Annotated in this window: 14 protein-coding genes and 1 tRNA gene; 12 read left to right on the top strand and 3 right to left on the bottom strand. The window is 32.6% G+C overall.

Annotation, left to right across the window (positions count from 1 at the left end):
• Positions 1-4: 4 nt before the first annotated feature.
• The 11 genes from EL082_RS09600 to whiA all read left to right on the top strand — a co-directional run bounded on the left by EL082_RS09600 (position 5) and on the right by whiA (position 13,592).
• The gene (locus EL082_RS09600) at positions 5-232 is read left to right on the top strand and encodes a CsbA family protein (protein WP_049414957.1); all 228 of its coding nucleotides are present in this window, start codon (positions 5-7) and stop codon (positions 230-232) included.
• Between the two features lie 331 nt (positions 233-563).
• Positions 564-2,549 carry an excinuclease ABC subunit UvrB gene (gene uvrB, locus EL082_RS09595; protein ID WP_002465354.1) on the top strand — a complete coding sequence of 662 codons (1,986 nt, stop codon included), beginning with the start codon at positions 564-566 and terminating at the stop codon, positions 2,547-2,549.
• Between the two features lie 7 nt (positions 2,550-2,556).
• Entirely contained in the window at positions 2,557-5,403 is a 2,847-nt protein-coding gene (gene uvrA / locus EL082_RS09590) for an excinuclease ABC subunit UvrA (protein WP_002465361.1), read from the top strand.
• 284 nt (positions 5,404-5,687) lie between these two features.
• Positions 5,688-6,620, top strand: coding sequence for an HPr(Ser) kinase/phosphatase (gene hprK, locus EL082_RS09585; RefSeq protein ID WP_015365270.1), 933 nt, complete (start codon positions 5,688-5,690; stop codon positions 6,618-6,620).
• A gap of 7 nt (positions 6,621-6,627) precedes the next feature.
• Entirely contained in the window at positions 6,628-7,455 is an 828-nt protein-coding gene (gene lgt / locus EL082_RS09580) for a prolipoprotein diacylglyceryl transferase (RefSeq protein WP_015365269.1), read from the top strand.
• A gap of 16 nt (positions 7,456-7,471) precedes the next feature.
• Positions 7,472-7,954, top strand: coding sequence for an acyltransferase (locus EL082_RS09575; protein WP_103286257.1), 483 nt, complete (start codon positions 7,472-7,474; stop codon positions 7,952-7,954).
• Positions 7,955-7,972: 18 nt separating this feature from the next.
• Positions 7,973-9,412, top strand: a complete 1,440-nt coding sequence (locus tag EL082_RS09570) for a tetratricopeptide repeat protein (protein WP_015365268.1) — start codon at positions 7,973-7,975, stop codon at positions 9,410-9,412.
• Between the two features lie 64 nt (positions 9,413-9,476).
• On the top strand, positions 9,477-10,418 hold the full coding sequence (gene trxB / locus EL082_RS09565) for a thioredoxin-disulfide reductase (protein ID WP_002450908.1): 942 nt from the start codon (positions 9,477-9,479) through the stop codon (positions 10,416-10,418).
• Positions 10,419-10,599: 181 nt separating this feature from the next.
• Positions 10,600-11,511 (top strand): RNase adapter RapZ, encoded by a 912-nt coding sequence (gene rapZ / locus EL082_RS09560; protein ID WP_002466712.1) that lies wholly within the window; start codon positions 10,600-10,602, stop codon positions 11,509-11,511.
• Positions 11,508-12,506 (top strand): gluconeogenesis factor YvcK family protein, encoded by a 999-nt coding sequence (locus EL082_RS09555; RefSeq protein WP_002466714.1) that lies wholly within the window; start codon positions 11,508-11,510, stop codon positions 12,504-12,506. Before rapZ ends, EL082_RS09555 begins: the two co-directional genes overlap by 4 nt.
• 141 nt (positions 12,507-12,647) lie before the next feature.
• Positions 12,648-13,592, top strand: a complete 945-nt coding sequence (gene whiA / locus EL082_RS09550; protein WP_002466716.1) for a DNA-binding protein WhiA — start codon at positions 12,648-12,650, stop codon at positions 13,590-13,592.
• 180 nt (positions 13,593-13,772) lie between these two features.
• On the opposite strand, the gene EL082_RS09545 is transcribed toward whiA, so the two are convergent.
• A tRNA-Arg gene (locus tag EL082_RS09545) sits at positions 13,773-13,844 on the bottom strand.
• Positions 13,845-14,033: 189 nt separating this feature from the next.
• Here EL082_RS09545 and clpP point away from each other — a divergent pair.
• Positions 14,034-14,624 (top strand): ATP-dependent Clp endopeptidase proteolytic subunit ClpP, encoded by a 591-nt coding sequence (clpP, locus tag EL082_RS09540; protein ID WP_002466718.1) that lies wholly within the window; start codon positions 14,034-14,036, stop codon positions 14,622-14,624.
• A 108-nt stretch (positions 14,625-14,732) separates the two neighbouring features.
• On the opposite strand, the gene EL082_RS12065 is transcribed toward clpP, so the two are convergent.
• Both EL082_RS12065 and EL082_RS09530 read right to left on the bottom strand, forming a co-directional pair.
• Positions 14,733-14,921, bottom strand: a complete 189-nt coding sequence (locus EL082_RS12065) for a hypothetical protein (protein WP_015365266.1) — start codon at positions 14,919-14,921, stop codon at positions 14,733-14,735.
• A 19-nt stretch (positions 14,922-14,940) separates the two neighbouring features.
• Positions 14,941-15,840: a TIGR01777 family oxidoreductase gene (locus tag EL082_RS09530; protein ID WP_002466713.1), complete on the bottom strand. Its 900-nt coding sequence runs from the start codon at positions 15,838-15,840 to the stop codon at positions 14,941-14,943.
• Positions 15,841-16,352: the final 512 nt, after the last annotated feature.

The raw sequence follows: 16,352 nt of genomic DNA, 5'->3' as shown, positions 1-16,352 counted from the left end.
ATAAATGATTTGGTATGCATGTGCTGCATTTTTTCCTTGTATTTTAATAGTACTTTTTAGTGTCGTAACTAAAAACAAATGGATTGGTACCTCTGTTACTTTAATATTAATTGCGACCTCAATATATAAAGGCTTTTTCCATAGTGAATGGATTATATTTATTGATGTTGTATCATTATTAGCGGGTTATTTAATCATAGATCAAATAGAATTCCATAAGAGAGAAGAATAAAACTCAATTAATAAACAAACGGATTGAAAATAAAGTGTATAAAACAAGCATAGTTTGCTAAGCTATGTTTGTTTTTATTTATCTTATAATATAAAAATGTTAGCGAACAAATGTTTGTATTTTATGTTCGAGATTTGTTAAAATAGAAAATAAATTCAGTGCTAATATTTACGTTAACGATATCATCAAAATGATGTATGACAAGAGGTAAACTAGGGAAAGTAATAAGTAAATAACGTATTTAGTGACGATATTCTTTAGAAAAAAATGAGTTCACTAATCTCGAGTGATAGAAGTTGAGTTGTAAACAATGCAGGAGGCGTATGTAGTAATGGTTGAACATTATCCATTCAAATTAAATTCAGAGTTCGATCCTCAAGGTGATCAACCTGAAGCAATAAAGAAAATTGTTAAAGGTGTTAAAGAAGGTAAGAGACACCAAACACTACTTGGTGCAACCGGAACAGGTAAAACATTTACGATGAGTAATGTAATACAACAAGTAGGTAAACCAACCTTGATTATTGCACATAACAAAACATTGGCTGGACAATTATATAGTGAATTTAAAGAATTTTTCCCGGAAAATAGAGTGGAATATTTCGTGAGTTACTACGATTACTATCAGCCAGAAGCTTACGTACCATCGACAGATACATTTATTGAAAAAGATGCGTCTATTAATGATGAAATTGACCAATTAAGACACTCAGCAACGAGCGCATTGTTTGAGAGAGATGATGTTATTATCATAGCAAGTGTGAGTTGTATTTATGGTTTGGGTAATCCAGAAGAATATAAAGATTTGGTTGTCAGTGTGCGTGTGGGCATGGAAATGGAACGTAGCGAATTACTAAGAAAACTAGTTGATGTGCAATATACTAGAAATGATATAGACTTCCAACGTGGTACATTTAGAGTACGAGGCGATGTGGTTGAAATATTCCCTGCTTCAAGAGAAGAAATGTGTATTCGAGTAGAATTTTTCGGTGATGAAGTCGATCGTATTAGAGAAGTGAATTATTTAACAGGCGAAGTTATAAGAGAACGTGAACATTTTGCAATTTTCCCAGCATCCCACTTCGTTACGCGTGAAGAAAAGATGAAAGTTGCAATCGAGAGAATTGAAAAAGAATTAGAAGAACGTTTAAAAGAGTTAAGAGATGAAAATAAACTTTTAGAAGCACAGAGATTAGAACAAAGAACTAATTATGACTTAGAAATGATGCGTGAGATGGGGTTCTGCTCAGGTATTGAAAACTACTCTGTACATTTAACGTTAAGACCACTAGGTTCTACCCCATATACATTGCTTGATTACTTTGGCGATGATTGGTTAATCATGATTGATGAATCACACGTGACACTACCTCAAGTAAGGGGGATGTATAACGGTGATAGAGCACGTAAGCAAGTTTTAGTTGATCATGGATTCAGATTGCCAAGTGCTTTAGACAACAGACCTTTAAAATTTGAAGAGTTTGAAGAAAAAACAAATCAATTAGTCTATGTATCTGCCACACCAGGACCTTATGAAATAGAACATACCGATGAAATGGTAGAGCAGATTATTCGACCTACTGGATTGTTAGATCCAAAAATTGATGTACGTCCAACAGAAAATCAAATTGATGACTTGTTGAGTGAAATTCAAGATAGAATTGATAAAAATGAAAGAGTACTGGTTACTACTTTAACTAAAAAAATGAGTGAAGATTTAACAACATATATGAAAGAAGCAGGAATTAAAGTTAATTATCTTCATTCGGAAATCAAAACTCTCGAGAGAATAGAAATCATAAGAGACTTACGTATGGGTACCTATGATGCAATTGTTGGAATTAACTTGTTAAGAGAGGGGATAGATATTCCCGAAGTTTCATTGGTTGTTATCTTAGATGCAGATAAAGAAGGATTTTTACGTTCCAATCGTTCTTTAATTCAAACAATTGGACGTGCAGCACGAAATGATCGTGGTGAAGTTATTATGTACGCTGATAAGATTACAGATTCAATGAGATATGCCATTGATGAAACGCAGAGACGTCGTGATATACAAATGGCTCATAATGAAAAACACGGTATTACACCTCAAACAATTAATAAGAAAATTCATGATGTCATCAGTGCAACCGTCGAAAGTGATGATACAAATGAAAATAAACAAATAGAAGTTCCTAAGAAAATGACGAAGAAAGAACGTCAAAAAACGATAGAAAACATAGAAAAAGAAATGAAAAAAGCAGCTAAAGATTTAGACTTTGAGAAAGCAACAGAGTTAAGAGATATGTTATTCGAATTAAAATCAGAAGGGTGACATTTAAATGAGAGAACCATCCATAGTAGTGAAAGGTGCAAGAGCACATAATTTAAAAGGTGTTGATATAGAATTACCTAAAGACAAGTTGATAGTGATGACAGGACTTTCTGGTTCAGGTAAATCCTCTTTAGCTTTTGATACCATTTATGCCGAAGGTCAAAGAAGATATGTAGAATCATTAAGTGCTTATGCACGTCAATTTTTAGGTCAAATGGATAAACCGGATGTTGACACAATTGAAGGCTTATCACCAGCGATTTCAATTGATCAAAAAACAACAAGTAAGAACCCACGTTCTACAGTTGCCACAGTGACTGAAATATATGACTATATTAGGTTGCTATATGCACGTGTAGGAAAACCATATTGTCCTAATCATCATATTGAGATAGAATCACAGACTGTTCAACAAATGGTGGATAGAATTTTAGAATTAGAAACTCGAACTAAAATTCAATTGTTAGCACCAGTTGTTTCCCACCGTAAAGGTAGTCATGAAAAATTAATTGAAGATATAAGTAAAAAAGGGTATGTTCGCTTGCGAGTTGACGGTGAAATTGTTGATGTGAACGAAGTACCGGAATTAGATAAAAATAAAAACCACACTATTGAAGTTGTTGTTGATAGATTAGTCGTTAAAGATGGTATTGAAACAAGATTAGCAGATTCTATAGAAACGGCACTTGAACTTGCAGAAGGAAGTTTAACGGTAGATATAATTGATGGGGAAGAATTAAAATTCTCTGAAAATCATGCATGTCCAATTTGTGGATTTTCCATAGGTGAATTAGAACCACGTATGTTTAGTTTTAATAGTCCTTTTGGAGCGTGTCCTACATGTGATGGTTTAGGGCAACGATTAACAGTTGATATGGACTTAGTTATTCCTGACCCCAATAAAACCCTAAATGAAGGCGCAATTGAACCGTGGGAGCCTACAAGTTCAGATTTTTATCCAACATTATTAAAACGTGTATGTGAAGTCTATAAAATTAATATGGATAAACCATATAAAAAACTTACCGATAGACAAAAGAATATATTAATGCACGGCTCAGGAGATAAGGAAATTGAATTTACATTTAATCAACGATTCGGCGGCGGACAAAGAAAACGAAAAATGATATTTGAAGGTGTAGTTAACAACATCAATCGTCGTTATCATGAATCCCCATCTGAGTATACGAGAGAGATGATGAGCCGATATATGACTGAGTTGCCATGTGAGACATGTCATGGTCAGCGTTTAAGTAAAGAGGCACTTTCAGTTTATGTTGCGGGATTAAATATTGGTGAAGTTGTTGAATACTCAATTAAAGAAGCTTTAAATTATTATCAAAATATCGAACTTTCAGAACAAGACAAAGCGATTGCGAACCAAATTCTTAAGGAAATCATTTCACGTTTAACATTCTTATATAATGTAGGGCTAGAATATCTGACATTGAACCGTGCGTCTGGTACATTATCTGGAGGTGAAGCACAACGTATTCGTTTAGCAACTCAAATTGGTTCTCGTCTAACTGGCGTTCTTTATGTACTTGACGAACCATCTATAGGTTTACATCAACGTGATAATGATCGCTTGATTAATACACTTAAAGAGATGAGAGACTTAGGCAATACGCTTATTGTTGTAGAACATGATGATGATACTATGCGCGCAGCTGATTATTTAGTAGATGTCGGACCTGGCGCAGGTAACCATGGTGGCGAAATTGTCGCTCAAGGTACACCTAAACAAGTAATGAAAAATAAGCACTCCCTAACAGGACAGTATTTAAGTGGTAAAAAGAAAATTGATGTTCCAGAGCACAGACGTGAAGTGACTAATAAAAAAATTAGCATCAAGGGTGCTAAAAGCAATAACTTGAAAAACGTGGATGTAGATATTCCACTTTCACTAATGACTGTAGTGACGGGTGTTTCAGGATCTGGTAAAAGTTCATTAGTGAACGAAGTATTATATAAATCTCTAGCACAAAAAATCAACAAATCTAAAGTAAAGCCAGGAGACTATGAGTCAATTAAAGGTATTGACCAATTAGATAAAATTATAGATATTGACCAATCACCAATTGGTAGAACACCTCGTTCAAATCCAGCAACATATACAGGGGTATTTGATGACATACGTGATGTGTTTGCTCAAACCAATGAAGCTAAGATTCGAGGCTATCAAAAAGGACGTTTCAGTTTTAACGTTAAAGGTGGTCGTTGTGAAGCATGTAAAGGCGATGGCATTATTAAAATAGAAATGCATTTCTTACCTGATGTTTATGTCCCTTGCGAAGTTTGTGATGGCAAACGTTATAACAGAGAAACACTAGAAGTTACTTATAAAGGTAAAAATATTGCTGATGTACTAGAAATGACAGCAGAAGATGCGACCCATTTCTTTGAAAATATACCTAAGATTAAACGTAAACTTCAAACATTGGTAGATGTCGGATTAGGTTATGTTACTTTAGGACAACAAGCTACTACTTTATCCGGTGGTGAAGCGCAACGTGTGAAACTGGCTTCTGAATTGCATAAACGTTCAACAGGACGTTCAATTTATATTCTGGATGAACCAACAACGGGTTTACATGTTGATGATATTAGTCGATTATTAAAAGTTTTAAACCGACTTGTCGAAAATGGGGACACAGTTGTCATTATTGAACATAATTTAGATGTTATTAAAACAGCTGATCACATTATTGATTTAGGTCCAGAAGGTGGCGATGGTGGCGGTACAATTGTTGCTACAGGAACGCCTGAAGATATTGCCAATGTCGATAGTTCATACACAGGTCAATATTTGAAAACAGTTTTAGAACGAGATAGAAATGAAGATGAATCATAATAAAATGATGTTATAATTTATATTAAGGTGATTTCAGAGTATACTGGAATCATCTTTTTTAAAAGATTTTTTCATACAATACATATCTAAATAAAATGTAGATACCGCTTTATTGATTATAAGCGATAAACAAACAAAGATCTAACGTTGATTTTGCATTTGTAAAACATGACTATTTTCTAAACATTGAGTTAATATAACTTTTTAATATAGATAGTAGTTTGATTTTTGATATGATTAAAGAAAGTGAATTTGTAGTAACAATTCAATATAGAGGTGAACGCATGTTAACAACTGAAAGATTAGTTGAAGTATTAAATTTAGAATTAATAGCTGGTGAAGAAGGGTTGAATAAACCCATTAAGAATACAGATATCTCTCGTCCTGGTTTAGAGATGGCCGGATATTTTTCTCATTATGCTTCAGATCGAATTCAATTATTAGGCACTACCGAGTTATCATTTTACAATTTATTACCTGATGATGAGCGACAAGGTAGAATGAGAAAGTTATGTCGACCAGACACACCTGCGATTATTGTAACGCGAGGTTTAGAACCACCTAATGAACTTGTTGAAGCTGCAAAAGAGCTTAACACGCCACTCATTGTTGCTAAAGATGCTACGACAAGCCTAATGAGTCGTTTAACAACGTTTTTAGAACATGAACTAGCAAAGACAACATCATTACATGGCGTACTTGTTGATGTTTATGGTGTAGGTGTACTTATCACAGGTGATTCAGGTATTGGTAAAAGTGAAACAGCTTTAGAATTAGTTAAAAGAGGGCACAGACTTGTTGCAGATGACAATGTTGAAATTAGAGAAATTACAAAAGATGAATTAATTGGTAAACCTCCAAAATTGATTGAGCATTTATTAGAGATTCGTGGTCTAGGTATTATTAATGTAATGACATTATTTGGTGCTGGTTCAATTTTGACTGAAAAGCAAATCCGCTTGAATATTAATCTGGAGAATTGGAATAAAGAAAAATTGTATGACCGTGTGGGTCTAAATGAAGAAACATTACGTATCTTAGATACAGAAATCACTAAAAAAACTATTCCAGTAAGACCTGGACGAAATGTTGCAGTGATTATCGAAGTTGCCGCAATGAACTATCGTTTAAATATCATGGGTATCAATACAGCAGAAGAATTTAGCGAACGCCTGAATGACGAAATTGTTCGCAACAGTCATAAAGGTGAGGAGTAGTTAGATGATGAATTTAACGTTAAGTTATATTGATCCTATTGCATTTCATTTGGGCCCATTACAAATAAGATGGTACGGCATTATAATTGCTTGTGGCATTTTATTAGGTTATTTTGTAGCACAAGAAGCATTAAAGAGAGTAGGGTTACATAAGGATACACTAGTAGATGTTATCTTCTACTGTGCAATATTTGGTTTCATAGTGGCACGTATTTATTTCGTTATCTTCCAATGGCCTTACTACATGCAGAATCCAGGTGAAATACCAAAAATTTGGCATGGTGGTATAGCCATTCATGGTGGATTAATTGGTGGTTTTATAACTGGTATTATAGTTTGTAAAATGAAAAATTTAAATCCATTTCAAATTGGAGATATTGTTGCACCAAGTATTATTTTGGCTCAAGGTATAGGCCGTTGGGGTAACTTTATGAATCATGAGGCGCACGGTGGGATAGTATCAAAATCGTTCTTAGAACAGTTGCACTTACCTCAATTTATTATTGATAATATGTATATTGATGGTCATTATTATCATCCAACATTTTTATATGAGTCAGTGTGGGACGTTTTAGGATTTATTATTTTAGTTACAGTTAGAAAGCATTTAAAATTAGGCGAAACATTTTTCTTATATTTAATTTGGTATTCGATTGGTCGTTTCTTTGTAGAGGGGCTTAGAACTGATAGTTTAATGCTAACAAGTCATATTAGAGTGGCTCAGTTAGTATCTGTGATTTTAATTATTATCAGTGTGGCAATAATGTTATATAGACGCTTCAAATACCAACCACCCACATACAAGAATGCTGGACCATTAAGTTGGCCTAAATAGAAGGTGTAATTAAAATATGAGAAAATTAAAACCTCATCGTGAATATCAAATAACTCATACGAATCCATTGTGGCATATTTATCGTTTAGTCAAATTTCCTAAAGTATTAAGACAAACGATTATTATCGAGGTTTGTCGGTACATGCCAAACTTAAAATTGAAAAGTAATATGTATCGTCAATTATTAGGGATGAACATTGGAAAGCATTCTGTATTCGCGTTTAAAGTAGTGCCAGATTTGTTTTATCCAGAGCTAATAACAGTTGGCAACAATAGTGTGATTGGTTATAATACTACAATATTAACGCATGAAATTTTAGTAGATGAATTTAAATATGGAAAGGTAACGATTGGCAGTCATACATTAATTGGTGCCAATGTCACTATACTTCCAGGTGTCACTATTGGAGATCATGTAAAAATTGGTGCAGGAACAGTTGTATCTAAAGATGTACCGAGTAATTCGATCGCTTTTGGTAACCCTATACAAATAAAATGAATATGGAGGTGACAATCTTTGGCAGATAAAAATAATAAAATTATTTCAATGGCTTTTGATGAACCGTTTTATCGCAAAATGGCAGCACAAAAGTGGAAGCAACAAGACTTTAAAAAAGCAGCTGATTATTATAGTAAAGTGCTAGAATTGTCACCTGAAGATTTTGATATTCAATTAAACTATGCTCAATGTTTAGTTAAACTAGGTTTTGGTAGTCGTGCGGAACATTTATTTTATGAAAATATTATTAATGATAGACGCGTGGCTGATAGTTTTTATGAATTGAGTCAGTTGAACATTGAATTGAATGAACCAAACAAGGCATTCTTGTTTGGTATTAATTATGTATTAATTACAGATGATCAAGACTTTCGTGATGAACTAGAAGAAACGTTCGATGTATCGTATTCTAATGAACATCAAATAGAAGTAGAGGCACAACTTTTTGCAGTACAATTATTGTTCCAATTTTTATTTTCACAAGGTCGTTTAGAGCAAGCAAAATCATATATATTAAATCAAGAAGAAGCAATACAAAATCATCGCGTCATTAAAAATTTATTAGCAATGTGTTATTTATATCTAAGTAAATATGATATTGCTAAGGAAATGTTTGAAGACCTATTAAATGAAGATAATTCAGATGTCCATGCACTTTGTCATTATACTTTATTACTTTATAATACGAACGAAAGAGACAAGTATAAACGTTATTTGAATATATTAAGTAAAGTTGTACCAATGAACGATGATGAAAGCTTTAAATTAGGCATTGTATTAAGTTATTTGAAACAATATCATGCCTCGCAAAAGCTACTGCTTCCACTGTATAAAAAAGGGAAGTTTGCTTCGATACAAATGTTTAATGCCTTAAGTTATAATTATTATTACCTAGGAAATAAAGATGAGAGTATCCAATTTTGGAATAAACTATTACAAATTTCTAAAGTAGATGTAGGATTTCCCCCTTGGGTTATAGAGGAAAGCAAACATGTCTTTGATCAACGAATCTTACCATTATTAATGGATGATGATAGTCACTATAGATTGTATGGTATCTTCCTTTTAAATCAATTGAATGGTAAAGAAATATTGATAACAGAAGATATATGGGCCGTATTAGAAACATTAAATGATTATGAAAAATTATATTTAACATATTTAGTTCAAGGTTTAACGCTGAATAAATTGGACTTCATTCATCGTGGTATGCAAAAACTGTATCAATTCGACCAATTTCGAAATGATACATCATTATTTGTTCAATGGATAGATCAAGCTGAATCAATTATTGCTGATCAAGCAGATTTAACTGAAGTTGAAAGATATTTAGGTGCATATTTATATTTGTATTACCAACAAACAAATCAGAAGTTGACTAAGAAGCAAATCAAAGAATGGTTTGATATTAGTCATTACAAATTAGATAAAACGATAACTTATATTTTGAGCATATAAATTTATGAAATACTTATTTTGATATATAATGCGTTTAATGATTATTTAGTAGGAGGGCAAGTAAATGACTGAAGTAGATTTTGATGTAGCAATTATAGGTGCAGGCCCTGCTGGTATGACGGCTGCAGTTTATGCATCACGTGCCAATTTAAACACAGTTATGATTGAACGTGGTATGCCAGGTGGCCAAATGGCAAATACAGAAGAAGTAGAGAATTTTCCAGGATTTGAAATGATTACTGGACCAGACTTATCTACTAAAATGTTTGAACATGCCAAAAAATTCGGTGCTACGTATCAATATGGTGATATTAAATCAATCGAAGATAAAGGCGATTATAAAGTCGTTAACTTAGGAAATAAAGAAATTACAGCACACGCAGTGATTATTTCAACTGGAGCCGAATATAAAAAAATCGGCGTACCAGGAGAACAAGAATTAGGTGGACGTGGTGTAAGTTATTGTGCTGTATGTGACGGTGCATTCTTTAAAAACAAACGTTTATTTGTTATTGGTGGCGGTGACTCAGCTGTTGAAGAAGGTACATTCTTAACAAAATTTGCTGACAAAGTCACTATTGTTCATAGAAGAGATCAATTACGTGCACAAAGTATTTTACAAGACCGTGCATTTAAAAATGATAAAATTGATTTTATTTGGAGTCATACTTTAAAGACAATCAATGACAAAGACGGCAAGGTAGGATCAGTTACTTTGGAATCAACGAAAGATGGTTCTGAAGTCACTTATGATGCAGATGGTGTATTCATTTATATCGGTATGAAACCACTAACAGCACCATTTACTGATTTAGGTATTACAAATGAAAATGGTTATATTGTAACTGAAGCAGATATGAGTACAAACGTACCAGGTATCTATGCTGCTGGTGACGTAAGAGATAAAGGATTACGTCAAATTGTTACAGCAACAGGCGACGGAAGTATTGCAGCTCAAAGTGCAGCAGATTATATTGAAGCTATCAAAGATAAATTAGAAGCATAAATTAAATACCATTTATCACAACAGTAATTTAAGCTAGAGCAATAGGAGGATTATAATGCTAATAATCCGTTTGTTGTTCTAGCTTTTTTCTAAGTCTTAGTAACGTTCCTTTGTGAATTTGAGTGTGGTATGATGAAGCTATTAATGTACAAATTTCAAATAACTGGCGGTGACCAATGAAATGATGAATTCTGAAAAAGAAATGGGAAAAAGTGAACTATTAGTAGTGACTGGTTTGTCAGGTGCTGGTAAGTCTCTAGTCATTCAAAGTTTAGAAGATATAGGCTATTTCTGTGTAGATAATTTACCACCTGTGTTATTGCCTAAATTCGTTGAATTAATGGAGCAAGGTAACCCTTCATTACAAAAAGTGGCAATTGCTATAGATTTAAGAGGCAAAGAATTATTTAAATCACTTGTGAAAGAAATAGATTTAATCAAAAGTAGAAATGACGTTATTGTAGATGTCATGTTTTTAGAAGCAACTACAGAAAAACTAATTTCAAGATATAAAGAATCACGACGTGCGCATCCATTAAATGAAAAAGGACAACGTTCATTAATAGAAGCCATTAATGAAGAACGTGGACAGCTTTCACAAATTAGAAGTATCGCTAATTATGTGATTGATACGAGCCAACTTAAACCTAAAGCATTAAAAGAACGAATTGTTAATTATTATAAGAATGATGATTTTGAAACATTTACGATTAACGTAACGAGCTTTGGATTTAAACATGGTATTCAAATGGATGCTGACTTAGTATTTGATGTGCGATTTTTACCTAATCCTTATTATGTAGAAGAGTTGCGACCATTAACTGGATTAAATGAAGAAGTGTATACCTATGTAATGAAATGGAGAGAAACTGAAATTTTCTTTGATAAATTAACGGATTTATTAAAATTCATGATTCCTGGTTACAAAAAAGAAGGTAAATCTCAATTAGTCATAGCTATTGGATGTACTGGTGGCCAACATCGTTCAGTAGCTTTAAGTAAACGTTTGGGTGAATATCTAAACGAGGTTTTTGATTATAACGTTTATGTTCATCACAGAGATGCACATATCGAAAGTGGCGAGCATCAATGAGAAGAATGAAAGTAGTATTAATCGGCGGAGGAACTGGTTTATCAGTATTAGCTAGAGGTTTAAGAGAATTTCCAATTGATATTACCGCTATTGTCACGGTCGCAGACGATGGTGGTAGTACAGGTAAAATTCGAAATGAAATGGATATTCCAGCTCCCGGAGATATTAGAAATGTTATTGCAGCGCTTAGTGACTCGGAATCAGTATTAACACAATTATTCCAATATCGATTTGAAGAAAATCAAATCAGTGGACATTCATTAGGTAATTTATTAATCGCTGGTATGACCAACATTACGAATGATTTTGGACATGCAATTAAAGAATTAAGTAAAGTATTAAATATTAAAGGTAAAGTAATCCCATCAACCAATTCAAGTGTGCAATTAAATGCCATTATGGAAGATGGAGACATTGTTTACGGTGAATCTAAAATACCTAAAATGCAGAAAAAGATAGACAAAGTCTTTTTAGAACCGGATGATGTTGAACCAATGGAAGAAGCAGTGGAAGCGTTAGAAGAAGCAGACTTAATCGTTTTAGGCCCAGGTTCGTTATATACGAGTGTCATTTCTAACTTATGTGTGAAAGGTATATCACATGCACTATTAAATTCATCTGCGCCTAAACTATATGTATCTAATGTAATGACACAGCCAGGTGAAACTGATGGTTATGATGTGAAAGAACATATTAATGCATTACATCGACAAGCAGGACAATCATTTGTCGATTACGTCATTTGCTGTACTGATCAATTTAATGATAATGTTTTACAAAAATATAGAGAAAAACATTCAGAACCGGTTGACGTTAACGTTGATGAATTAAAACAGGACGGTATTAAAGTGATTACTGCATCTAATCTAGTTGAAATATCAGATGAACATTTAGTAAGACACAATACCAAAGTATTATCTACTTTGATATATGAAGTCGCACTTGAATTAATTAGTACAATTCAATTTGATCCTAACAGCAAACGTCAGCAGTAGTCATGATGAGAGGATATGAGAGTTAGAATTTATTTAAGTCTGTAAATTCAATGAATGAAAAATAATTTAAATGAGATTAATTTAGAAAAAAGTCATTGCGAAAGAATCATGTAGGCGATGATAGGAAGGAATGAGTGTTCTATGAGCTTTGCATCAGATATGAAAAATGAATTAACTCGTATAGATGTAGATGAAGCTAATGCGAAAGCAGAGCTCAGTGCATTAATTCGTATGAATGGGGCACTTAGTTTGTCCAATCAACAGTTTGTGATAAATGTTCAAACTGAAAATGCCACAACTGCTAGAAGAATCTATTCACTGATTAAGCGTATCTTTAATGTTGAAGTAGAAATATTAGTACGTAAAAAAATGAAATTGAAGAAAAATAATATTTACATTTGTCGTACAAAGATGAAAGCACGAGAGATTCTTGATGAATTAGGAATTTTAAAAGAAGGCGTATTTACACATGAAATTGATCCAGAGATGATTCAAGATGATGAAATGAGACGAAGTTACTTGCGTGGCGCATTTTTAGCAGGGGGTTCTGTCAATAACCCTGAAACATCTTCATATCATTTAGAAATCTTTTCTCAATTTGAGAATCATTCTGAAGGATTAACTAAGTTGATGAATAGTTACGAATTAAATGCAAAACATCTTGAACGTAAAAAGGGTAGTATCGTTTATTTAAAAGAAGCGGAAAAAATATCTGACTTTTTAAGTTTAATTGGTGGATATCAAGCACTACTCAAATTTGAAGACGTACGTATTGTACGTGATATGAGAAATTCCGTTAATCGATTAGTAAACTGTGAAACAGCCAATTTAAATAAAACTGTGAGCGCAGCTATGAAACAAGTTGAAAGTATTCAATTAATTGACCAAGAAATTGGTTTAGATAATTTGCCAGATCGTTTACGTGAAGTCGCGAAATTACGTGTTGAACATCAAGAAATTTCTTTAAAAGAATTAGGTGAAATGATTTCCACAGGACCTATTTCTAAATCAGGTATGAACCATCGATTAAGAAAATTAAACGAATTAGCAGATAAAATCCGAAACGGCGAGAAGATTGAATTATAAAAAACTATCCCAATGGTATGAGATTCAGAAAAATATATCATATTGAAATGATAAAATAAAAGCCATGTCTCATTGATAGAACACATTGTGTAATCATGTATTCTAAATTTGAAGATCATGGCTTTCTTCTGTTAATTTGAATCACTACATAAGCAGTCTTTGTATTTAACCATATATGAGCCCCCTCGAAGGGAATCGAACCCCTATTCTAAGAACCGGAATCTTATGTGTTATCCATTACACTACAAGGGGAAAATAGATAAAGCTTATTTCTGTACTAAATGATATAAAATCAGTACAATCAAAAATAGTTATTTCTAGTGTACAAAAGTAATTCACTTAACGTCAATTAGCAATTAAACTAAAAGAACTTTATTTTTGACCATTTTTGACTTTTAGGTTAAAATATGAAGTAACAGTTATTACAAGGAGGAAATATAGATGAATTTAATTCCTACAGTTATTGAAACAACAAATCGTGGTGAACGTGCGTATGACATTTATTCACGATTATTAAAAGACCGTATTATTATGTTAGGTTCACAAATTGATGATAACGTTGCTAACTCAATTGTATCTCAATTATTATTCTTACAAGCCCAAGACTCTGAAAAAGATATTTACTTATATATCAATTCACCAGGGGGAAGCGTGACAGCTGGCTTTGCTATCTATGATACAATTCAACATATCAAACCAGATGTTCAAACAATTTGTATTGGTATGGCTGCGTCAATGGGTTCATTCTTATTAGCAGCAGGTGCAAAAGGTAAACGTTATGCTTTACCAAACGCTGAAGTAATGATTCACCAACCATTAGGTGGTGCACAAGGTCAAGCAACTGAAATCGAGATTGCTGCCAACCATATTTTAAAAACTCGTGAAAAATTAAATCGTATTTTTTCTGAAAGAACAGGTCAATCTATTGAAAAAATCCAACAAGATACTGATCGTGACAATTTCTTAACAGCTGAAGAAGCTAAAGCATATGGTTTAGTTGATGAAGTTATGGAACCAGAAGGTAAACAATAATATTTCTATTTAATTAGACATATTAATCGAAGTTCAATAAAAAGAAGTCAGGACCGTCATTTAAGGTCCTGACTTCTTTTTTATTTAAATTGATTTGCTTGAAATTAACTATTTTAACTTATGTCTCAATCCATTAATTGAAATATACGAGACTATAAGACCAATAATGATAAATAGGACAGAGAGTAATATCATAATTATTGTTTGATCAAATACTAAGACACCATTCAAAATACAGATTAGGCCTGCTATTATCATTAAAATGTATGTGAGTTTGTCATTTTGATTGTTTTCCATTGTTGTTGTACCTCTTAATTTAATTTCTGATTAAATCATCTAGTGCATTTTTAAGATTATTATACATGAAATTAAATCCTAGTGCTTCGAGTTTATTTGGTAATACCTTTTGTGTATCTAAAACAACGGTAGACATTTCACCAAGTACTAGTCTCATTGCAAAGCTTGGAACCCATGTTTCATGAGGTTTATGCATTGCACGAGCTAACGTATAACCGAATAAATTCTGACGTTCAGGTATTGGTGCAGTTAAGTTAAATGGGCCTTTGGCTTTGTCATTACCAATTGTAAATAATATTGCACGTGTTAAATCATCAATGTGAATCCATGAATACCATTGGAAACCAGATCCTAATTTACCACCGACATAAAATTGATAAGGTAATTTCATTGTTTGTAATGCGCCACCATCATTAGATAAAATCATTCCAAAGCGACCTAAAACGACTCTTGTTCCAAATGCTTCGAATTGCTTAGCAAATCTTTCCCATTGATAAACAATATCTGATAAAAAGTCAAACGGTAATGTTTTAAAAAGTTCTGTATAACTATGATGATAATTAGGTGGGTAATATCCCATAGCACTAGCATTAAATAATACTTCTGGCTTCTTTTCTCTTTCTTTAAATAATTCAAAAAGGGCTTGTGTAGATTGAATTCTGCTTAACATTAATGTTTGTTTGTAGTCTTTAGTCCAACGTTTATTAAGTGTTGCACCAGCTAGATTAATAACGATATCGATATCAGGCACTTTACTTTCCCAACCGTGTTTAGACCAATTCACATATGAAATCTGAGAATCGTTCGATTGTTCATCATGTCGAGTCAAAATAGTAATATGAGCGTTTGATTTCTTAATTTCATTCACTAAGTGTGAACCTACCATGCCAGTTCCACCAGTAATTAAATATTGTTTCATTATCTCACCTCAATAAAAAATTCTAACCTTATTAATAGTTAGTAGTGATTCTTATTATTCAAAATTTATCCAATTTTTAGCCAACAATATGTCAAATACTTTTTTATATTCGTATTTAAAAAAATTTCTGTTAAGTTATAATTGACTTGTACCTTCGGAAATTAATTAAACATCTCTTAATTAGTATGAGTATACCCCATAATATACTAGCGAAGGTAAATTTTGACTCCCTTTAGTAGTGGGCCCATGCGAGCAACGTATGGGTCTTTTTTTCTCTCTTTATTATTATTTTAAATGATTTTTACATCTTTTTACAGAAATAAACTTAATAAAAAATTGTGTGCATATTTATAATAGAAAAAATCATTTAATTGTTAAATGTTATTTTAAAGAAAAAACCAAATGAAAGTGAAAAGTATCAAAAAAACGATGATATAAAACCAGCTATTACTTAAGATGGGAGATTTATTTTGATGTTGATCATTACTTATCAACATCTTTTTTAATGTAAT

The sequence above is a fragment of the Staphylococcus warneri genome (genome assembly GCF_900636385.1).
In the GTDB taxonomy this organism is placed as follows: Bacteria; Bacillota; Bacilli; order Staphylococcales; family Staphylococcaceae; genus Staphylococcus; species Staphylococcus warneri.
This window is presented reverse-complemented; position numbering and strand designations above follow the sequence as displayed.